The sequence below is a fragment of the Polyangium jinanense genome (assembly GCF_028435365.1).
Map to the genome: position 1 here is coordinate 51,421 of NZ_JAGTJJ010000027.1, position 21,651 is coordinate 73,071.

General features: G+C 67.4%; 17 protein-coding genes. 12 read left to right on the forward strand and 5 right to left on the reverse strand.

Features of this window, described 5'->3' with window-relative positions; translation table 11 throughout:
* Positions 1-182 precede the first annotated feature (182 nt).
* From KEG57_RS32550 to KEG57_RS32580, 7 genes are all read left to right on the forward strand, one after another.
* Positions 183-1,562, forward strand: a complete 1,380-nt coding sequence (locus KEG57_RS32550; RefSeq protein WP_272424151.1) for a hypothetical protein — start codon at positions 183-185, stop codon at positions 1,560-1,562.
* A gap of 11 nt (positions 1,563-1,573) precedes the next feature.
* Positions 1,574-1,798: a hypothetical protein gene (locus tag KEG57_RS32555; RefSeq protein ID WP_272424150.1), complete on the forward strand. Its 225-nt coding sequence runs from the start codon at positions 1,574-1,576 to the stop codon at positions 1,796-1,798.
* Between the two features lie 43 nt (positions 1,799-1,841).
* Positions 1,842-2,564: a hypothetical protein gene (locus tag KEG57_RS32560; RefSeq protein ID WP_272424148.1), complete on the forward strand. Its 723-nt coding sequence runs from the start codon at positions 1,842-1,844 to the stop codon at positions 2,562-2,564.
* Positions 2,565-2,742: 178 nt separating this feature from the next.
* Positions 2,743-3,351 carry a hypothetical protein gene (locus tag KEG57_RS32565; protein WP_272424147.1) on the forward strand — a complete coding sequence of 203 codons (609 nt, stop codon included), beginning with the start codon at positions 2,743-2,745 and terminating at the stop codon, positions 3,349-3,351.
* A gap of 221 nt (positions 3,352-3,572) precedes the next feature.
* Positions 3,573-5,363 (forward strand): CocE/NonD family hydrolase, encoded by a 1,791-nt coding sequence (locus KEG57_RS32570; protein ID WP_272459157.1) that lies wholly within the window; start codon positions 3,573-3,575, stop codon positions 5,361-5,363.
* A gap of 175 nt (positions 5,364-5,538) precedes the next feature.
* Positions 5,539-6,849: a cytochrome P450 gene (locus tag KEG57_RS32575; protein WP_272424144.1), complete on the forward strand. Its 1,311-nt coding sequence runs from the start codon at positions 5,539-5,541 to the stop codon at positions 6,847-6,849.
* Between the two features lie 141 nt (positions 6,850-6,990).
* On the forward strand, positions 6,991-7,890 hold the full coding sequence (locus KEG57_RS32580; RefSeq protein ID WP_272424143.1) for a hypothetical protein: 900 nt from the start codon (positions 6,991-6,993) through the stop codon (positions 7,888-7,890).
* 39 nt (positions 7,891-7,929) lie between these two features.
* On the opposite strand, the gene KEG57_RS32585 is transcribed toward KEG57_RS32580, so the two are convergent.
* From KEG57_RS32585 to KEG57_RS32600, 4 genes are all read right to left on the reverse strand, one after another.
* Positions 7,930-10,656: a Kelch repeat-containing protein gene (locus KEG57_RS32585; RefSeq protein WP_272459158.1), complete on the reverse strand. Its 2,727-nt coding sequence runs from the start codon at positions 10,654-10,656 to the stop codon at positions 7,930-7,932.
* Between the two features lie 207 nt (positions 10,657-10,863).
* Positions 10,864-11,274 carry an RNA polymerase sigma factor gene (locus KEG57_RS55785; protein ID WP_272424141.1) on the reverse strand — a complete coding sequence of 137 codons (411 nt, stop codon included), beginning with the start codon at positions 11,272-11,274 and terminating at the stop codon, positions 10,864-10,866.
* Between the two features lie 396 nt (positions 11,275-11,670).
* Positions 11,671-12,000: a four helix bundle protein gene (locus KEG57_RS32595; protein WP_272424139.1), complete on the reverse strand. Its 330-nt coding sequence runs from the start codon at positions 11,998-12,000 to the stop codon at positions 11,671-11,673.
* 344 nt (positions 12,001-12,344) lie between these two features.
* Entirely contained in the window at positions 12,345-14,774 is a 2,430-nt protein-coding gene (locus KEG57_RS32600) for a PAS domain-containing protein (RefSeq protein WP_272424138.1), read from the reverse strand.
* Between the two features lie 187 nt (positions 14,775-14,961).
* Here KEG57_RS32600 and KEG57_RS32605 point away from each other — a divergent pair, with 187 nt between their 5' ends.
* From KEG57_RS32605 to KEG57_RS32625, 5 genes are read left to right on the forward strand one after another with little or no spacing between them, the layout of a single operon-like run.
* The gene (locus KEG57_RS32605) at positions 14,962-16,866 is read left to right on the forward strand and encodes a potassium transporter Kup (protein WP_272424136.1); all 1,905 of its coding nucleotides are present in this window, start codon (positions 14,962-14,964) and stop codon (positions 16,864-16,866) included.
* Positions 16,867-16,923: 57 nt separating this feature from the next.
* A complete protein-coding gene (locus KEG57_RS32610) occupies positions 16,924-17,541 on the forward strand; it encodes a D-sedoheptulose-7-phosphate isomerase (RefSeq protein ID WP_272424134.1) in 618 nt (205 codons plus the stop codon).
* Positions 17,538-18,176 carry a D-glycero-alpha-D-manno-heptose-1,7-bisphosphate 7-phosphatase gene (locus tag KEG57_RS32615; protein ID WP_272424133.1) on the forward strand — a complete coding sequence of 213 codons (639 nt, stop codon included), beginning with the start codon at positions 17,538-17,540 and terminating at the stop codon, positions 18,174-18,176. The genes KEG57_RS32610 and KEG57_RS32615 overlap by 4 nt, the downstream gene beginning before the upstream one ends.
* Positions 18,177-18,227: 51 nt before the next feature.
* On the forward strand, positions 18,228-18,878 hold the full coding sequence (locus KEG57_RS32620; RefSeq protein ID WP_272424132.1) for a transaldolase family protein: 651 nt from the start codon (positions 18,228-18,230) through the stop codon (positions 18,876-18,878).
* Between the two features lie 7 nt (positions 18,879-18,885).
* Positions 18,886-20,367: a methyltransferase domain-containing protein gene (locus KEG57_RS32625; RefSeq protein WP_272424130.1), complete on the forward strand. Its 1,482-nt coding sequence runs from the start codon at positions 18,886-18,888 to the stop codon at positions 20,365-20,367.
* Positions 20,368-20,374: 7 nt separating this feature from the next.
* Here KEG57_RS32625 and KEG57_RS32630 read toward each other — a convergent pair whose 3' ends face one another.
* Positions 20,375-21,574 (reverse strand): serine/threonine-protein kinase, encoded by a 1,200-nt coding sequence (locus tag KEG57_RS32630; protein ID WP_272424128.1) that lies wholly within the window; start codon positions 21,572-21,574, stop codon positions 20,375-20,377.
* Positions 21,575-21,651 lie beyond the last annotated feature (77 nt).

Below are 21,651 nucleotides of genomic sequence, written 5' to 3' on the forward strand. Positions count from 1 at the left end.
TCGGATTCCGGAGGCCTTCAGCCGTCGTAACCCGATGGTTCTGCGTCCTGCTGACGGGGTAGCCGAAGCAAGCAAAATCACCCCGCCGTCAGCGTTGACCTAACATCCGAACTCCGAAATTTGGCCACAGATGGTAGTTTCGTGCAGACGAGCCGTTCGTGAGCGAACCGACGAGAGAACCGATGGATTCAACTGACGAGACGCCACGCACTCCGCTCGAATGCATCGACGGCGAACCCTTCGTGTTTGCGGCCGTTTCGCCCATCCCCGGCCGCTCGCCGCGTCTCGGTCTCCCGCTGGCCTGCGTGGGCCCCGCGATCGATCACTACTCGTCGCAGCACGCGCCGCAGGGGCTCGTCGCGTATCGTCTGCGTCGGGGGGACGTGGCGGTCCTCGATGACGTGACGCGCGCCCTCTCGCGTGTGCCAGAAGCGGAAGGCAGCGATGCCGGCACGGCCTATGGGTATCGCGTGTGCGCTTTGCTTTGCGACGATTCGATCGGGCCGAAGATCGTCTCTTGGCTAGAGAGCTGCCTTGCCGACGAGTCCATTCCCCGCGCGGCGCGCGCGGCGCTGGCTCGAACGATCGCCTCCGATCCGCGATGCGCTTCGCTCACGCTCGACGCACTCTTCGCGTCGGCCGTCGTCGACGACGAAGCACGACAGACGTATGCTGCGCGGTGCGGTGCGGGGCAAGGCGCACGCACCGAGCCCTCCGAGCCGGAGCCCGACGATGCGCGGCGCGCGCTGCTCGCGAATCCGTTCCTCGCGGTGCGTGAGCTGAGAGATGGCGCGCGTGAGGTGCTCGCGGCTCACCCCGAGCTTCGCGGGGACGTGCTCGCCGCTCTCACGGTCGCGGTCACGGACGAGACCGAGCAATACTACGTCCGCTTTCACGCGCTCGAGCAGCTCGCGGAGCTCGATCGCGCGTACGCGGTCGCCATCGCCGAGATGGTGGAAGACCCTCGGATGGCCCCGCTCGTCGCGCCGCTCGTGAAGTTTCCCGAGCCCGGCGCGCTTGCGCGCTACGCGCACAACGTCGGGCTTCTCCCCGAGCTCACCGACGGGGAGCTTCGTGCGGTCACGATCGAAAACGTCCTCGGCTCGCGTACAGCCCTCTTCGCGAAGGAGACCGACGAGTACCCGAATCACTACGACCGCGTGCTCGCTCGCTTGGCGCGACTCGTGTCGCCGGTGCTCGACGACGTCCTCTTCGAGGAGGTGCCACACCATGAGTTCTTCGATGACGATGACGACGACGAGGACGACGACGAGGACGCGTATCGACCGGTAAACGACCCCGATCAGTTGCGCGACGCGTACAGGCTGCGCGCGTTCTTGCCGGATTGCACCTACGAGATCATCGCCGGCAACACCACGGATTGGATCACGGTGGAGCCGGTGCTGGGGCTCCTGAACACGCTGTGCGAGGCGCGCGGGTCGGACCTACGCTTCGTCGAGCTTCCGACCGGCTCGCAAGACGCGTGCGTGCTCGCGGCGCCAGCGCGGGCCATTCAAACCGCCGTCGACGAAGGCATCCTCGTCGTGATATGGCCGAGCTGAGAGGTGAGACGGTGACGAAGGTCGTGACGGGATGCTCGTGCAAAGCCTTTGCCGACGCACGCAACTACGGATTCGTGCGCGAGGATGCAACGGGCTTCTGGCTCGCCGATCTCGAGCAGGGCTCGTCCGGCATGGGGGGTTATCAGCGGACGTATGGCCCCGCGATCGCGTTCTGCCCGTTCTGCGGCACGAAGCTCGCGACGGCGCCGCGCGACGCAAGCGGTCCGCGCGGCTAAGACCGGCCTGCCGCCGGGTGGGTTCATCGAGTACCGTGCGCCCATGTGGCGCCTCTTCGCGAGCCTCGTCATCGCCCTCTTCGTCACCTTCCCGCTGTGCTTCGCCGCCGTCGGCCTCGCCGTCGAGTACGCGGCCGGCAGGCTGGTCGTCGACGATACCGCTCTGCCGGTGAGCATCGGCCTGGTCGTGCTCATCGCCCTCTCGTCTTTCGGCGCGCTCCGCCTCTTCCAGGCCTGGCGCCGGACCCGCCCGCCGCGCAACGAGACCACCGAGACCCGCGGCTTCCTCGAGCGCTTCGCCCTCGCCAATCCCGGCCTCTTCGAGAGCGCCCTCAGCTTCAACGGCTTCGGCCTGCGCTACCTCGACCCGCACCACCGCGGCCCCGGCGGCGCCCTGACCATGACCTTGTGGCTGACCGTCGCCTTCCTGCCGGTCGCGCCGGTCCGTCGCGAGCGCCTGCGCTTCCTCGGCCCCGAGAAGCAGCGCGGCCTGCCCTTCGTCCTCACCTGGCAGACCGCCACGATCCAGACCGGCGAGCGCCTCCCCGTCGACCGCCCGCGTAGCCGCCGCGTCTACGGCTTCTACTACGGCATCTTCCTGCCGCTCCTCGTCGCCCCGCCCGTCGTCGGCTTCGTGATGGTGGTGCAGCGCCACTTCGACGGCGCGCCCTGGCAGTTCTTTACCGCGGTCGCGCTCTACCTCGTCTGGGGCATCGGCCTCGTCTTCCTCGAGCGCCGCGTCATGGGCACCCCCGACGCCCTGTGAGCCGCGGTTGGAAGCGCAAAGCGGTCTCGGCGATCAAGACCGACCCGCTCGGGAGTGAACAGATCGCCCGAAGACGCCCCCTTCTAGCGACAATGGGACGGTCGACTCGGTGGCAGACGCGAGTCAGCGGCGCGCACACGGCTTGTCGAACCGAACGGCCCCGTCTATGGTCGCGCCGATGTCGGCACAGCGTATTCCGAAGTGGTTCCGGGCGGTCGCGGGAGCAACAGCGGGCCTCTGGATCATCGTCAGCATCTACTACTGGCTCGGCGCCGGAGGCGTGCGCGCCCATGGCGCGTCGATGTCGTTCGAGCGTCAGCACGACTTCGCGCTCCTGCAGATCGACGATGGTCGCGCCTTCCGTGTCGACAAGTACGGCGTCAGCATCACGAAGTACCGACGGGGCACGTTTCCCTTCTGCCCTCTTTGCGGAGTGAACGAGTCGGCCGGAACGGTCATGAACGGCGCGCAGTACCGCAAAGGCGACTGGGTCTACACGGATTACCCGCAGCCGTTCAACGAGGCGGTGAACCTCAAGACCGGCGAGGTGATCGATATCCCGGCGGCCGAAGACCAGCTCGAAAAGCCGCCGTCCGAGTTCGCCGCGCGCGGGCTCGACTTCGAGAGCGAAAGCAAGCTCGACGCGGGCCGCTTCCTCGCCGAGTTCACGCCGCTCTCGACGATCAACGAAAGCTGCATCGTGTTCAACATGGCGTTCCTCTTGATCTTCGCGGTGCTCCTCGTGGTGGGGATCGTGCTCGCGATCCGTCGGCCGAAGGAGGCTTGAGGGCCGACGCCGCCTGCGTAGCCCCACGAGCGAGGTGGATGCCTGTGGCATGCTACACTCCGCCCGAGCGCCAGGCCGCCCCCCTCCTCGCCCCGCTCCTCGCCCTCGCGTGCGCGAGCGCGAATCCACCCTCCAGCGCGAAGCCCGCGGAAAACCCCCCCACGCCCGCCCGGGCCGACAACCCCGCGCCCGCGCCTGCGCCCAGGCGCCCCGCTTTCACGATGACGAAGGCGATGGTCCCCATGCGTGACGGGGTGAAGCTCGAGACGGTGATCTTCTCGCCCGTCGACGCGAAGAAGCCATTGCCCGTGCTCTTCATTCGCTCGCCTTATGGCATCCCCGAGGACGCCTCTGACCTGGAAAACCCCGGGGTAGACGCGCTCCGCGCGGACGGCTACATCATCGCGGCCCAGAACTGCCGCGGGCGCTTCGGCTCCGAGGGGACGTTCGTCATCACCCCGCCGCCGCACGACCCGGCCGACCCGCGCGGCGTGGACGACGCCACCGACGCGCACGACTCCATCGAATGGTTCGTGAAGAACGTGCCCGGCAACAATGGCCGCGTGGGGATGATGGGCACCTCGTACGGCGCCTGGACGGCCACCATGGCCCTGCTCGAGCCGCACCCCGCATTGCGAGTGATCGTCGAGGAGGCCTCTCCCGCCGACGAGTTCACCGGCGACGACTTCCGCCACAACGGCGCATTCCGGCTGGCCTACGGCTTCGAGTACGTCGCCAGGATGGAGACGAGCAAGGAGGCGAACACGGTCTTCTCGTACGGCCGCTCCGATCTCTACGATTTTTTCCTCGACCTCGGGCCGCTCGCCAACGTCGACGCGCGCCATTTCCACGGCAAGATGCCGACCTGGAACGATTTCGTCGCGCACCCGAACCTGGACGCGTTCCTCGAGCGGCGCGCGATCGTGTCGCACCTGCGCAAGGCGACGATCCCCATCCTCAACGTCGCGGGCTGGTGGGATCAGGAGGATTTTTACGGGCCCTTCGGCATCTACGCGACGCTGGAGAAGAGCGACGCCGCGCGCAAGAACCACCTCGTCGTGGGCCCCTGGAACCACGGCGGATGGGGCAGCCCCGGGCGCAAGCTCGGACCCGTGGATTTCGGCAGCGACACCGGCGTGCATTACCGGGACAAAATCGTGGTCCCCTGGCTCGCCCACTGGCTCCACGACAAACCCACCGAGGACCAGCCCGAGGCGACGATCTTCGAGACCGGCACGAACCGCTGGCGCACCTTCGATCGCTGGCCGCCCGAGGCCGGCGTCACCAAGAAAAAGCTCTACCTGCGCGCGGGCCGGGCCTTGTCGTTCGAGCCGCCCACGGAGACGGGCCGGGGCGCCGCCGACAGCTACGTCTCCGATCCGCAGAACCCGGTGCCCTTTGTCCCTCGCCCGATCCAGCCGCTCCTCACGGGCAGCCAGTGGCGGACGTGGATGGTAGAGGACCAGCGCTTCGTCGATCATCGGCCCGATGTGCTGAGCTTCTCGACGGGCCCGCTCGACGCGGATCTCACGGTGGCCGGCGATATCGTCGCCGAGCTTTTCGCGTCGACGTCGGGCACGGACAGCGACTGGATCGTGAAGCTCATCGACGTCTACCCGGAGGGCGATCCAATGCCTCCGCCCGAGCCGCAGGCGGACGGTGAAAAACCCGCCGAGCCGGACGCCGACATGCGCGGCTATCAGCTCATGGTCGCGAGCAGGGTCCTGCGCGGGCGCTTCCGCGACAGCTTCGCCAAGCCCGCGCCCATCCCGCCCGGCAAGGTGCTGCGTTATGCCATCGACCTGCAAACCCGCGCCCACACGTTCCGCAAGGGGCACCGGATCATGGTGCAGGTGCAGAGCACCTGGTTCCCGGTCATTGATCGCAATCCGCAGCGCTACGTGGACAGCATCTTTGCGGCGAAGGAGTCCGATTACGTGGCCGCCACCCAGACGATCGCGCGCTCGCGCGAGGCGCCCTCGGCGATCGTCCTGCCGGTCCTGTCGCCGTGACGCTCTCAGTGCCGGCGCGCTGCGGCTCTTACGTAGGAAACGCGCTGAAAGCCGATTACGTCAACTCGAAGGGGACCGGGTCACAAAAGGCTTGACAGCTGTGGAACCGTTCGGGTGTCCTATCCCCCGATTCTACCCTACCGTTTCGCTGGCGACTTTGGAAGGGACGCGCCCCATGACCACTTTGCCCAAAGGCCCCACCAACAACATCCTGGTGAACATACAGGGGATCATGGACCCGATCGGCTACACGCTGCGCTTGCGGGAGCGCTACGGCGATCCGATGTCGTGCCCGAAGATGAACGGCAAACCGGTGCTGGCCACCGGCAGCGTGGAGGGTCTGCGCTCCGTGTTCGCGGTGCCGCCGGAGGCCCTCGATCAGATGCTGGCCGAGAGCTTCACCGCGGCGATGGGAGAGTCGTCGCTGTTCGTGCTCTCGGGCGCGCGGCACACGGCCATGCGCAAGCTGCTCATGCCGCCATTTCACGGGCAGCGCATGCGCCTCTATGGGAAGCAGATCTGCGACCTCAGCCTGCAGCACTCCCGGGACCTCAGGCCGGGCCGAGAGATCGTGGCGCAGGACCTCATGCACAAGATCTCGCTGCAGACGATCATCCACCTCGTGTTCGGAGTCACTGCACCGGCGGAAGTGGCGCGCCTCGAGAAGCTGCTCGAGGCGCTGCGCGAGAGCTTCTCCTTGGGCCTGAACATCACCCTCATGATTCCCTGGCTGCGCCGGGAGTTCGGGGGCTTCGGCCCGTGGGCGCGCAGGGTGCGCGCGACCCAGGACCTGCGCAGCTTCCTCGATCCGGAGCTCGCCCGCCGCCGCGCCGAGCCCGCCGAGCGCACCGATATCCTGAGTCTGCTCCTGGAAGCCCGCCAGGAAGACGGGACGGCGCTGAGCGACCTGCAAATCTTCGAGCAGCTGCACACGCTGCTCTTCGCGGGGCACACCACGACCGCGGGCGCGCTCACCTGGGTGCTCTATTTTCTCGGAAACGCGCCCGCCGTGTTGCGCCGGCTGCAGGACGAGCTTACGGCGCTGGGCGCGGATCCGGATCCCGAGGCGCTGGCCAAGGCGCCGTATCTGGAAGCGGTGATCAACGAGACGCTGCGCCTGCGCCCGCCCAGCCCGGGGGTGGGACGCAAATTGAATGCGCCGATGCAGATCGCGGGCTACGACTTGCCGGCGGGCTCAGGCGTGTTCGCGCAAATCATCTGGGCCCACCACGATCCCAAGGTATTTCCGGAGTCTGCGGTGTTTCGTCCCGAGCGATTCCTGGAGCGAACCTATTCCCCCTTCGAATTCCTGCCGTTTGGCGGCGGGAATCGGCGCTGCATCGGGGCCGCCTTTGCGCTGTACGAGATGAAGCTGGTCCTGGGGACGCTGCTGCGGCGCTACAGCTTCGAACTCGTGTCCAAGAAGCCGGTGCGGGTGGGGCTGCAAGGTCTGCCCGGCTCTCCGGTGCGCGTGATCGTCCGCTGATTCCTGCCGCCACGCCGGGGCGCTGCCCCGGGCCCCGCGGGGGCCGGGGCAGCGCCCCGGCGCGGTGGCCCCAAGGATCCTCCACGACGGATTTCCACCATCGCGAGTGCACGATGGCCGTTGCGGTGGGACATTCTCCGCGTGGCCATCTCAAAAGAGAAAATGCAAAGCTGGGCGATGCGGATGATCGAAGAGGCTCGCCCGCCGTCGCGGACGATCACCGCCATCGACGACCTGCTTGCGTTACGCAGCTTCTTCCACGGGGACCGGACGCTCTTGTTCGGCATGAAGACGACGCCCGACGCGTTCGAGGATCCGAGTGCGCTCATCGAGGAGGCGCGGGGCGCGCTTCGCGAATGGTTCGATCACTTCGCCGAGATCGGCGATGCGAAAGAGCAGGCACGGCTCTACTACCGACTCGAGCACATGATCGACATCCCCGAGCCCGAGCTCGTACGCCAAGAACGCGCGGCCAACGAGGCGCGCGAATCTGCGAAGCGCGACGCATTGAGCGTGCTGCCACGACCGCTCGATGCGGTCGCCGCGGTCTCTCCGTCGCTCGCGGCCGCGCTGCAGAACCCCCAGGGCGAACGTTCGGAGGACTTCTTCGCCGAGTACGGGGAAGCGCTGACGCCCAAGGGCAACACGTCGCTCGACATGTCGAACTTCGATTGGCTGAGCGCCGATCCTGACTGGGACGAACTCGTCGGCTCCCGATTCGACGCGCCGTTCTTCCCCATCGCCGGATCGGATGGCGACTACGTCGGCGTGCTCGTCTTCCTCGAGGCTCCGGACGACGACGCCGTCGTCCTCTACTACTCGCACGAAGAGGGCTTCTTCTTCATGGCCGAGAGCCTTCAGCACTGGAATGCGATGTGCGACGCGGCCTCGGCCGGCGGTCGTGGAGTGAAGAAGAAGGCCGACCGCGCTCGCGGCAGCGCACCGCGTTGGAAAATCGACGGCGCTCTTCCGCCGAACGCCTACGGCGATGCGCTCGCGCGGGCGGAGGCGATCATCGAACGCCTCCACCGCGGCAGCTGAAGACGCGAACGCTCACTTCTGAGTACTCGAGCGCCCCCCTCAGAGCGGCGTCGTGGTGATGTTCGCGGGGACCGCGCGCATCACGAAATTCTCGGCGTAGTTGCAGAGCGAATAGAGTCGACTGCGCGTCGCATCGAAGGCGATGCCGCAGTCGACGCTGCCGAACTGCTGGCTCGCGTGCCGCGCGAGGCTCGTCTTCACCCAGCGATTGTTCGCGACGTCGTAGCCAACCTGCTGGTTGTCGACCCACATCTGCACGAAGAGCACGAGATCCAGGGCCTCGATGTAGACCATCTCGCGAACACGGTTGAGGGCTTGTGACGAGGGGCTGTTGTCGATGAAGGCGCGGTTCGTCGGCTCGAGCGCCGTCGCGTTCGCGGAAGCGAAGTCGTAGGCCCAGACCTGCCCGCCGGCGTCCTCGTATCCCTGCGCGGCGAACATGAGCATGCGATTGCGCTTCGAGTCGTAGACCATTCCACTCTCGTCACCACCGACCAGGGAGGCAAAGGTGCCCATGACCGGAAGAGCTTCCCACGCGTGCTTGTCGGCGACGAATTTTCCGAAGAATCCGCCGGCCGACGGACCCCCCGTCCACGCCACGACGCCGACGGGGGTTGATGCCGTCTTGACGGAGTAGAGGTCGTAGCCGAAGGGCTGCGTCGGAACGAAATCGACCCAGTCTCCGAGCGCAGGATCATACACGTGCGTGCCTGCGCGGTGCGGCGCGATGAGCAGACCGGACACGGGATCGAGCGCGACCGCGTTGTACGTGTGGTTGTTGCAGTCGGGGCGCCCGCTGAACGTATTGCCGATGGACAGGGCCTCCGCGACGTGCCCGATGCTGTAGCGGCCGGTCTCGAGGTGGAGATGTTGCACGGTATTCGTCGGGTCGGACTGGTGGCCGCCGGTCCAGTGCAGGAGCTGATGATTCTTCTCGTCGAAAATCGTGCTGCCCCAGGAACGTGAGGTATTGGGGCGCTCCACGGTCGGCAGCGCCGTCCAGACGTTCTCGGGCAATCCGTCGATCCACGCGCCGAACGTGCCTTCCGGATCACGCGGCGCTTCGTCGTACCACGCCGGCGACCAACCGCTCGCGGCTTCGGCGCGTGAGAACGAGGTGCCGGGGTCGACGCCTTTCGTGGCCGTGGCTTCTGCGTCGAGCGTATTCGGATCGAGGCGGAGCGCCCACGTGCTCGATCGCTGCAAACTCGGGTACTCCGAACCGCCGTTCGCGACCGCGAGCATCGTATCGCCTCCGACGTGCGTCGCGCCGACGATGCGCATCATGGACGCCTCCTCCTCCGCGGGCACGCTCGCGACGAAGGACCACTGCATTGTCGTCGCGTCGAAGAGCCACGCCTCGGTCGGGAGCTTCTCGTCCGGGTTTTGTGGTTCGATCTTCCGGCGGAACGTGTTGCCCCCGACGAGCAGCGCGCGACCGCCCGTCATGCCGATGAAGCGGGCGCCCTGGCGCGGGCTCGGCGAGCGCTCGGGCCAAAGCTGCCGGTATCGCTGGGAGGCGAAGTCGTAGATCCAGGTGTCGGCCGTCGCGAAATCCCCGTGGGTTCCACCAAAAAGGACGAGGCCGCTGCAATCCGGCAACACGGCGACGGAGGCAGCCAAGCGCGGAGGCGGCTCGGGGGCGAGGGCCCATGCGGCTTCTCGAACCTTGAGGGCGACACGATCGAGCGCGGTGAGCGTCTCGCCGGCGAGCGCGCCGGCGAGCGCCTCCGTGCCGGCCGTATAGGCCGTGACAGCTTCGTCGAATCTGGTCTTGCCCATCGTGATGCTTTGCTCATCGAGCCCGGACTTGCCACCGAGCGCGGCCACGCGGTCCTTCAGCCCTTTGAGCTCGGCGTCGAGCCCCTGCCACGCCGGGACGACGTCGGTCTGGACCCACATGGCGAGATCGCTCGGCGGCAAACCGCGATGCCACGCGGCGCGGGCGCGCGCGACGACGAGCCGGAGCTTGTTCGAGGTCGTTTCCAGATCGGTAAAAAGGCTGCGCGCGATGTCCGTGCCTCGTGGCGACGCCCGCCAGGTGTTGGCCTTGGGATCAAACGTAAAGCTCCCGAACGTCCCAAGGGCTGCGCCGGGCGCCTGTCCGCCGAGAAGCAACACTTCCGCGTGCGCGGAGTCCCACACGAGATTCGCGTCGACGATGGATCCGAACGGACTGCCGTAGTCGCGAAACGCCGCCCACGTCGGCGTCACGGCGGCCTTCCACGTCTCATCACCGACCGCGGTATTCGTGAACGTCGCGAGATCGACCTTTTCGAGCAACGTCGACGTCTCGTATTTCTTCGTGAACACGTACGCGGCGTCCGGCGCGAACGCCGCCTGAATGGCCCCCGACAACGACGCCCCGAACATCGTGGGTGTCGTCGACCAGGCGCGCGCCGCGAGGTCGAAGGTCATGACGGGGCTGCGCATCACGTCCGCCGGCTCGGAGCCGGGCTCGGCCTTGGGCGAGGCGAGGACCACCTTGCCCTCGTGGAGGAACATGAGCGTGTCTCCGCGGATGCCGGTCGTGTCGACGTCGATCTTCGTCAGGGTATTCGCCGGGATGTCGAGCGGCGAGGACGAAGCGGAGCCCGGTTTGCATACGAGGGCGAGGTTCTCGGCGGGTGTCGGATCGATAGGTTCGGTCCCCGCGTCGTCGGAGGTATTCGGCGGCCTGTCATCGTCGGGGCTGCTGCATGCGACGGCGAGAAGGCAGGTTGCGACGGGGAGAAAGAGAGAGCGTCGACCGGAAAGGTAGCGCATGCGTGCATTCGAGCATGCAATGCGCTCAGGCGGTAGTTGATTTCGAGATCGATCGCATGCGAGCGGCACCGATTGCAGCCTCGCGGCACATTTGGGCTCCGAGGAGAGGGCAAGCGATGGCCGCTCTCCGCGAGGCGCGGAGGCGGAGGCGGAGGCGGAGGCGCGTGCGCTTGCGCGTGCGCGTGCGCTTGCGCGTGCGCAGGCGGATCAGGCGAGCGCGAGCGTTTGCAGGTGCCGTCGGGCGAGGGAGATGCGGGCGTAGGCGGTCTTCGTCTTAATGCCGAGCGCTTCGGCGATCTCCCGGATCGAACGGCCTTCCAGGTAAGGCACCACGACCGCACGGATGCGCGGGCCGATCCTCAAGAGGAATCGCTTGAGCCGGAAGAGCCCGTACGTCGCCAGCACGAGCGCCTCCGTCGACTCCGCTTCGTCCTCCCGCTCGGGAAAGTCATCCGAAAGGCCCGCGAGAACCTCCCGTTCGCAACGCGCCAGCTTTCGATGATTGCGCGCACGGTTGAGCCCGATCATCAGGAGCCAAGGGCGCGCCTGCTCCGGCGTGACAAGACATTCGAGGCGTCGCCAGGCCGTGATGAAGATTTCCTGCACGACGTCGTCCACGTCGCCACGTCGCGGGGAGGGATGGCCTGTCCAAGAAGAAGGCGGCGCAGGAAATCGCGGTGTTCCAGGTAAAGGCGCCCAAGCAGGGCGTGCGCCGCCGTAAAGTTTGCCGGCGGCGAATGGAGCTGTATCGTAGCCATACTCATGACTCCGGTTTGGTCGGGGTTGTGGGGAGACGCCGGTCGGTGTTAGGTGCGCCGGCTGGCGTCGCTTGCTTTGTCTCATGGATTGCGGCCGGAGGCAATTGGAAAAGAGCGGATTGGTTCGTCGGCGGAGAACCCACGATCCGCCGCGAATGGGGCGAGGGGCGTTGGAATGGGAGCTGTGATCCTGGGCTGAAAGTCCCTCACCCCCAACCCCTCTCCCGTCCCGGGAGAGGGGCGAGAGAGGCTTCTCTTACGAGGCGCGGCGGTAGACGAGGCGGGTGAGGGTGGCGATGACGTGGTCCATTCGGTCGAGGACCTTTGCGTCGACGTTGCCGATATAGCGCATGGCCTGGGCGACCTGGACGCAGGCCAGCACCTCCCTTGCCGACCCGAGTGCGGAGGAGTAGCGCTGTCGCTTGTTTCCGGCGTGGTTGCCCATGCCTTCTGCCGCGTTCAACGCGACGCTATGCATGGCCCTACGCATTTGCCGCGCCAGATCCGAATCCTTTCGCTCAATCTGTCCTGCAATGCTTGCCGCGTCCCCCGCCATGGCCAAAACGACTTCGTAGATCTTCAGCATGGATGATTCCTCCGCCCGACGGCCCAATCGCCGGGACCCCCGTCCCACACCGTCGCGCGCAGGCCTTTTCAAGGCTGCGCAGCACCGCGCGGACCCGCCCGCAGCGCGAAGCGCGAGGACGGGGAGCACGGCTTGGCCTTGAAGAGGCCGAGCACGACGGTACGCTCGCCGTCCCCGAGTGGAACCCCTGCATACCGTTCCCCAAGCGCACGCACACGCGCAAGCGCACGCTCAAGCGCACGCTCAAGCGCACGCGCACGCGCACGCGCAAGCGCACGCGCACGCGCCTCCGCCTCCGCCCCCGCCTCCGCCTCCGCCCCCGCCCCCGCTCGATGACCGCACGCTCACGTTTTCTCCGGAAGAGCCGGCCCCCCTGTGACCTTCGCTCGCCTCGGGATCCACACAACGAACGTCGTCCCCTCTTCATCCGTCGAGCGCACCTCGATCCGGCCGCCATGAGCCTCCACAATCGCTTTCACAATGTAGAGCCCGAGGCCCACACTCCGGCCCCGCGGATCCCCTGGCACGTCGCCTCGTTGCATCGGCGCGAACAGACCCGGCCGGATCGCATCGGGAATCGCGGGCCCCCAGTTGTGCACCGCGAGCGCGAGCTCATTCACCGTCCCCTCGGTCCGCACCGTCACCGCCGTCCCGGGCGTCCCATATTGCACGGCATTGCTCGTGATGTTCGTGACCACCTGCGCGACCCTGTCCGTATCGAAGACACCCCGACCATCGCCCACGTGCTCCGCGCGAAAGACTCGCTCCGGGAAGGCGACATGCACCTCGTCGAGCACGCCCGCCACGACCGCATGAAAATCGGCTTCACGGGGCGCGATCGGGATCCCTCGGCCGAGACGCGCGGCCGTGAAATCGAGCAGATCGTGGATCAAGCGAATGGCGCGCTCCGCCGAGGATAGGATCCGCGCCGCCGTCTTCGTGGCGCGCTCGTCGAGATCCTCGCGGCGCAGCAGCACCGTGGCTGCGAGCGTGATCGCGGTGAGCGGATTGCGGAGATCGTGCGATACGATCCCGATGAGCTGTTGCTCGAATTCCAGGCGGCTCCGATCCTCCGATTCGCGTCGCTTTCGCTCCGAGATGTCCGTGGCGAGCGATACGTAGCCGAGGACGCGGCCCTCGGCCGAGAGCTGCGGGACGAGCACGAGATGAATGAATCCCCGGCGCCCGCCCCGGAACACGAAAGGTAATTCGCGCTCGACCGTCTCGCCGCGGAGCGCGCGATCGATGAGCGGTTTGAGCCATCGGTAATTCTCTTCGCCGATCACCTCGACGACACGTTTTCCCTGGAGCGATGCCGGCGGCTCGCCGAACCAGACCTCGTAGGCCTTGTTGTTCAGCCGATACCGCTCGTCCGCGCCGACGAAGTTGATGAGGTACGGCAAGCTGTCGACGACGAGCCGGAGCCGCTGCTCGCTCTCCAGGAGCGCGACCTGGCTCTGCCGGAGCGCCTGTTCGGCGGCCTTCTGGTCGGTGATGTCCTGCACGACGACGCCGAGGCCGAGGATCGTGTCGTCGGGGCCGCGGACCGGAAAATAACTGCTGAATCCCACCCGCTGGCCGCTGCCAGGCGGCCATTCCGCGACGACCTCTCGCCCGAGGAGGGGCTTTCCCGTCGCGACCACCTGCTTCAGGATCCTTTCGGTCTCCTCGACGATCGGCGGGGGCACGAATTTGCAAAAAGGCTGCCCCGGATACTCTTCGAGTCGCCTCCTTTGGAGCTCGGCCATGGCCGTGTTGACCCGCATGACGCGCAGATCGGAATCGAGAAAGGCGAGGCCGAGGGGCGAGGATTCCATGAACGTCGCGAGCATGGCGAGGGCGGCGCAGGTCTCGTCGTGGCTCTGCTTGAGCGCCAGGATCGCGGCCGCGCGCGCCGCGAGCGTGCGCACGATGAGCCGATCCTCGTCGGAGAGGGCCCGCGCCGTCGCGGCTCCGATCACGATCACGGCCGCGACGCAGCCCCCAATCTCGAGCGGGACCGCGTACGCCGAGCAAACTTTTTCCTTGTCGATCGCCGCGCTCACGCGCGGATCGCCGCGGGTATCGACGCTGTCGATCGGAGCTGCCGCGAGCAGGGCGCGGCCCGCCAGGCATTCGCCGCGAGCGACCCGCGTCCCCAGCGACGCCTCCTGCGCAGGACCCAGGGCCGCGCGGACGACGAGGTCCTCCCCCTCGACCACGTAAATCGCGGCGGAATCGACGACCGGCGAAGTTTCACGCAATGCGACGAGGAAGCTCTGGAGAAAATTCTGGATGCCCTGGCTGTTCAGCGCCGCGTTGGACATGGCGTCGAGCGCGCGCAGGGTCCGCTCGCGCGCGGCGGTGTATGTCGCGACGGCCGCAAAGGCCGCCTCGTCGATGGCCCGATCGAAGGCCAGGACGTCGCAGATGGGCGCGAGATCCCCGGCCTCCTCGGCCCAGAGCTCGAGGACGCAGCGGCGGAGTATGGCATATTCGGTCACCACCTCCCGCAGATCGAACCCCACTTCGAGCCGCGCGAGGGCGTGAATGTCCGGGGCGCGTTCTTGCTTGGGGCAGCCCGCGTGCCCGTTTGGGTCGAGGGCACAGGCGAGCGCTTCGAGGATGTGCGGGAGGTGATCCCGCAAGAGGCCGTCTGGCAATGCCTGCGCGGCTGGCAAGGCGCGGACGCGGTCGACCCATTCACGGAGGATCCGCTCGCCGCTCGATCGGAGAAAGGCCCCGAGCCGCAGAGGCCCACCGGGGGACCGATCGAGTTGAGCTTCGTCCGCCATCTTTTCCCCTGGCCGCACGGGGCCGCATTCGAGGTATTTGGTGCAGCGGGAGCGGAGGCGGGAGCGGGGGCTTGGATGTAGGGGGCCCGTCGAGGACACATCCAATCCGTGACGGGCATACGTCCGCGTCATTCCCGTCCATCGCTCGCTCGCCTCTCCGCTCCGATGGCCTTACCTACTGGCCACGATGACAGACGAACTCTCGAGGGCTGCTCAGCCCGGCGCGCACGTGGCCCATGCCCCCCGCGCGGCTCTGCTCCTCGGCGCGCTCGGCATCGTCTTCGGTGATATCGGCACGAGCCCGCTTTACGCCATCAAGGAATGCTTCAGCCCGGCCGCCTCGCACCGGGTCGAGCCCACGCCGGAGAACATCCTCGGGATTCTCTCGCTCGTGTTCTGGACGCTCCTGATGGTGGTGTCGGTCAAATACCTCGGGTTCATCCTGAAAGCCGACAACCATGGATCGGGCGGGACGATGGCATTGCTCGCGCTCGTGCCGCCGCGGAAAGGGCCAGGGACGGGGCCGCTCGTCCTGCTCGTCCTGCTCGGAGCGTCGCTACTTTATGGCGAGGGCGTCATCACGCCGGCCATCTCGGTGCTCTCGGCCATGGAGGGGCTCGAGGTCGCGTATCACCCGCTGAAGCCCCTCATCGTGCCGCTCACGGTCGCCATTCTGATCGGGCTTTTCCTCGTGCAGAAGCGGGGCACGGGGAACATCGGCAATGTCTTCGGGATCGTCACGCTCGTCTGGTTTTTGACCATCGCGACCCTCGGGCTTCGCTGGATCCTCGTCAATCGGAGCGTGCTCGCCGCCGTGGACCCCCGGTATGGCGTCCATTTTTTCCTGGAGCACCGAGGCCACGGTTTTTTGCTGCTCGGCGCCGTGGTCCTCTGCATCACGGGTTGCGAGGCGCTTTACGCGGACATGGGCCATTTCGGCCGCGGGCCGATCCGAAGGGTCTGGTTCGCCGTCGTCTGGCCCGCGCTCCTGCTCAATTATTTTGGGCAGGGTGCGTTTTTGCTCCAGCACCCCGAAGGCGCGGCGAATCCCTTTTACGCCCTCGTCCCCTCCTGGGCCCTCTATCCGACGATCGCCATCGCCACCGCGGCCACGATCGTCGCATCGCAGGCCTTGATTTCCGGGGCGTTCTCGCTGACGCAGCAGGCGGTCCAGCTCGGGTATTTTCCGCGTGTGACGATCGTGCATACGTCGAAGCACACCGAAGGGCAGATCTACATCCCCGAGATCAACCGCGCGCTCCTCGTGGCCTGTGTGTTCCTCGTCCTGCTCTTCAAGACGTCGAGCGCGCTCGCAGCGGCCTACGGCATCGCGGTCACGGCCACGATGACCATCACGACGGTCGTGTATTTCGTGGTCGTCACGCGGCGCTGGGGCTGGCCGCTGTGGAAGGCCTTGCCGCCGGTGCTGACCTTCCTGATCATCGATCTATCGTTTTTCACGGCAAATGCGGCCAAATTCTTCCACGGCGGCTGGTTCCCCGTCGCCATGGCCCTCGGCATCTTCACGGTGATGACGACCTGGAAGACGGGGCGGCGCATCCTCGGCGAGGCCTTCAAGGCCGATCTCCTGCCGCTCGATCAATTTCTGCACGACGTGGCCCGAATCAAGCCGTTCCGCGTGCACGGGACCGCCGTCTTCATGGCCTCGAACCCGCACGGGACGCCGCCCGTCCTGCTCCACCATTTCAAGCACAACCAGGTCCTCCACGAGCAGGTCGTCCTGCTCTCGGTGACGAACGAGCGCGTCCCCGAGATCCCGCCCGAGGAGCGCATCAGCATCATCGACAAGGGAAACGGCTTTTATCGGGTGCGGGCGCGTTACGGCTTCATGCAGACGCCCCACGTGCCGAGCGTGCTGCTCGCCTGCAAGGCGCACGGGCTCGTCATCGAGCTGAAACGCACGAGTTATTACCTCGGCCGCGAGACGCTCCTGCCCACGGGGCGGTCGAAGATGATGCGATGGCGAAAAGGCCTCTTCGCCTTCATTTCCCGGAACGCAAGGCCCGCGACCGCGTACTTCGGGCTACCGCCGGGGCGCGTCGTGGAGTTCGGGATGCAGATCAACCTGTGAAGCCAGGACGGCTCGCCCCTCCCCAGGGTCCAAGCTCTGCGCTAGAACGACTCCCCCATGCCGTCCACCCACGATTTCGTCGACACCTACCTGCGCGAGACGGCCGAGATCGCCCTCGGCACGAGCCGAGATGACCTCACGGCCGTCATCGACATCCTCTTCGACGCCTGGAAAAACGACCGCACCATCTACACCTGCGGCAACGGCGGCAGCGCCGCGAACGCAAGCCACCTCGCCTGCGACATCGCGAAGTTCACCTGGGCGGAAGGGAAAAAACGCTTCAAGTGCCGCTCGCTCTGCGACAACGCGGCCCTGATCAGCGCGCTCACGAACGACGTGGGGTTCAACCGGATTTTTCTCGAGCAGCTCGACGGCTCGATGGGCCCGGGCGACGTGCTCGTTTGCCTGAGCGTCCACGGCGGCTCGGGCGCGGACAAGGCCGGGCCCTGGTCGCAGAACCTGGTCGCCGCGGCCGACTTCGTGAAGAAGCACGGCGGCAAGGTGGTCGCGCTCGTGGGCTACGACGGCGGCGCGCTCCGGCAGATGGCCGACGCGTCGATCATCGTCCCGCGGACCTCGGGCGGGCACACGTCGACGCCGCACGTCGAGGGGTTCCACGAGGTCTATCACCACCTGATCTGCGAGCGGCTGCGGCAGATGGTGGCCGAGGCATGAACGGGCCCGCGCGCCCCGGCGTGATCCTCGACCGCGACGGGACGCTCATCGACTTCGTCCGCGACCCCGAGCTCGGCGCCGTGGTGAGCGCCTTCCACCCCGATCACGTCCGCTTCCTGCCCGGCGTCGTGCAAGGGCTCGCTCTCCTGCAAGACGCGGGGTTCGTCCTGGCCATGGCCACGAACCAGCCAGGCGCGGCGAAGGGCCAGATCCCCGAGAGCGCCATCACCCGCACGAACCAGGCGCTCGTCGACACGCTCGCCCGCGAGGGCATCCGCATCGAGGCGGTGCGCGCCTGCCTGCATCACCCGGAAGGAGGGCCGGGCGGGGATCCCTCGCTCGCCACGGACTGCGCGTGCCGCAAGCCGAAGCCGGGGATGCTGCTCTCGCTCGTGGAGGAGCTCAGGCTCGATCCGGCACGCTCGTGGATGGTCGGCGACGCGGCGGTGGACGTGCTGGCGGCGCGCGGGGCGGGGCTTCGCGCGGGGCTTTTGTTCGAGTGGGGGCGCTGCGAAATGTGCCCGGTGCGCGGGGGTTTTGACGACATCCCGCTCATCCGGCCGGACGCGTCGGCGAGCCGCTTCGACGAGCTCGCCCGGCGCCTCAGAGATCTGCTCGCCACGGCGCCGGGCTGATCTATGCTCCGCGGCCCCCGGCGCCCGCCGGGCGCGCAGCTCGGAGTGTACATGCTCTTTCTCGACAGCTCGGATCCCAAGGAGATCAAGGACATCTTCGCGTGGGGGGTGATCGCCGGGGTCACGACGAACCCGCTCATCCTCGCGCGGGAAGCCGGGGCGGTGGACCTCGAGCAGCGCATCCGCGAGGTCGTCGCCGCCTCGAAGGGCCCGGTCTCCGTCGAGCTCGTGAGCGAGTCCGAGGGCGCGATGATGGAAGAGGCCCACCGCTACCACACGTGGGCGCCAGGCCGGATCGTCATCAAGGTGCCGTTCGGCGAGGCGGGCCTGCGCGTGACGCACGCGCTCGCGTCGCAGGGCATCGAGACGAACGTGACGTGCATCATGAGCTTCAACCAGGCCTACCTGGCGGCGCTCGCAGGCGGGACGTACGTGTCGATCTTCAGCGGTCGGGTGCGGGACATGGGCTACGACGTGCGGCCCGTCATCGCGGAGACGCGGGCGCAGCTCGACAGGGAAAACCTCGGGGCGAAGATCATCGTGGGGTCGATCCGGCACATCCTCGACGTGAACGAGGCGCTCGCGCACGGGGCGCACGTAGTGACGGTGCCGCCGGCCATCCTGCGGAAGATGCTGCACAACCCGAAGACCGACGAGACGATCCGCGAGTTCAACGCGGCCTGGGCGAGCCGTGCTAAGTAGCCCCGCCGTGACGGCAAACGGCACTTCCCCCGCCGAGGGCGCGACGAACACGAAGTACGTCGTCGAGGAGCAGAACATGGCGCTCGTGGACGCCATCGGCCGGCCGCGCCGGGTGCTCGACGTGGGCTGCGGGGTGGGCCTGAACGGCGAGGCCGCGAAGAAGCGCGGAGCGCACGTGACCGGGATCGAGATCGTCCCGGCCTCGATCGAGCGAGCCAAGGCGCGGCTCGACGAGGTGCTCGCCCTCGACGTGACCAGCGACGAGGCCGTGAAGAAGGGCCTCGCCGGCCGGAGTTTCGACCTCCTCCTCTTCGCCGACATGCTGGAGCACGTCACCGATCCGATCGCGGTGATCCGGAGGTTGCTCCCGTACCTGGAGGACGGGGGGCACGTGATCGTGTCGTTGCCGAACGTGGCGGCGTGGACGGTGCGGCTGGGCCTGCTCGCCGGGAAGTTCGAGTACACGCAGAGCGGGATCCTCGACGACTCGCACCTGCGCTTCTTCACGCGCGAGACGGGCCGGCAGATGCTGGAGCGCGCGGGGCTCGAGGTGCTGCGGATGGAGCAGAACCCGATGCTCGTGCGCGCCGCGAAGGACGTGGTGCTCTCCACGCAACGGGCGATCGCGCCGGGCGGGAATCCCGATCCGGAGAGCCTGCGCAAGTCCTTGCCGTACAAGCTCTACCAGGGGCTCGTGCGCCCGGTGGAGGACGTGGTGGCGGCGCGCGCGCCGGAGCTTTTGTCCTTCCAGAACGTGTACGTCGCCCGCAAGCCGCCGAAGGCGCGCAAGCTCAGCCTGACCGTCGGCATGTTGACGATGAACGAGGAGGACAGCATCGAGGCGATGATGGGCGAGATCCGCAAGGTCGCGCCCGACGCCAAGATCCTCTGCGTCGACAGCTCGACGGACCGGACGCCCGAGATCGCAGCAAGGCTCGGGGCGCGCGTGCTCAGGCAAATCCCGCCGCGCGGGCACGGGCCGGCGATGGAGCTGCTCATGTACAGCGCCGCGGTCGAGAGCGATCTCTTGATCTACCTCGACTGCGACTTCACGTACCCGGCCGAGTACATCCCGGTGCTGCGCAAGCTCGTCGAGGAAGAGGGTGTGGACGTGGTGAACTGCGCCCGCACGCGCACGCGGCCCGCGGCCATGCCGCTGCCGAACTACCTGGCGAACCGCTCGTTCGCGGCCCTCGCGCACCTGATGCACGGCATCCCGACCTGCGACGTGCACAGCGGCATGCGGGCGTATCGATCGAGCATGGTGCGCGCGTTCGATTTCGACGGCGAAGGCGACGCGCTGCCCATCGACACGCTGCTTTTCCCGGCGAAATGCGGCTACCGGGTTGTGGAGATGCCCATCGACTACCAGGAGCGCGTGGGGCAGTCGAAGCTCCGGAAGATCGCCGGCACGGTCTGGACGATGATCCGGCTCGTGAACGCGCTGCCCGTGGGAAAACGCGGTTCGTCGCGGTACGAGATCCGGTAACGGCCGTTCAGGGATGCGCGGTCGGCGCCGTGCGCGGGGGCGGCGAGGTGTCGCCCGAGAGGAGCGACAGCCCGGCCACGATGGTCCCGATCCCGAGCAGGGCGAGCAGGACGATCAGGAGCGCCGAGCTCTTGCGGGATTCGTCCGGCGCAACCGTGACGGGCAGGACCTCCGGCGGGCGCAACGCCGCATCCCGGACCTCGGCCGGGATGCGATCGGAGATCTCCTTGAGCGAGGAAAGCTTGGGCCGGCGCATCGAGCCCGTGGTCGTGCTCGATCCGAACGGCCGCGATCCCGGCGACGAGCTGCGATTCGTGACGAGCGGGAACGAGGTGCGGCTCGTGCGCTCCTCGGCCTCGACGCCAAGCGCGCGCTCGAACTCGTCGGCGACCTCCTTGGCCGCGGAGTAGCGCGCGGTGGGATCGCGCTGAAGGGCCTTGGCGAAGAAGGAGTCGACGGCGCTCGGGAGGCCGGGCACGAGCGTGGTGACCGGCTCGAACCGGCCCTCTTCGATGGCGTTGCCGAAGCCCTCGAGGTTCGCGCCGCTGAAGGGGACGCGGCCGCTGAGCGCGAAATACGCGAGGACCGCGAGAGCCCAGAGGTCGGCGCGGAAATCGACGTCCTTCTGGCCGAAGATCTGCTCCGGGCTCATGAACTCGGGCGAGATCATGTGCGTCGCGTCGCTCGTGGTCCGGCCCATCGAGGAGATGCCCGCGCGGACCGAGAGGCCGAGGTCCAGAACCTTGGCCTCGAAATCGCCGTTCTCGCCCTCGGTGAGGAAGATGTTGCCGGGCTTCAGGTTCCGGTGGACGAGGCCGAGGAGATGCGCCTTGCCGAGGCCCTTGGCGAGCTGCGCGACGAGGCGCACGGCGTCTTTGGGGGACATCGGGCCGGTCTTCGCGATGCGGCTGCCGAGGTCTTCCCCTTGGAGCAGCTCCATCACGAGGTAGGGCATGCCCGTGCGCGTGAGGCCGTGCTCGAGGATCTGCGCGACGTGCGGGCTCTTGATCTGCCGCGTCGCGACGTCCGCCTCGCGCTGGAAGCGGTGGAGGGGCGAGGAGTTGCGCGACAAGGCGCGCCCCATGAGCTTGACGGCGACATCCTTGCCGAAGCCCACGTGCTCGGCGACCCAAACCTGGGATTTGCCCTCCTGCCCGAGGTGCCTCGAGAGCCGCATCTTGGGAGTGATCTGGTCTCCTTCCAACATCTCGCTTCCGTGGCGCGGTCCCCAGACGTCGGTCCAAACCGACACGTGGAGAGGGCTCTCTCACTCGCCTCGACGTT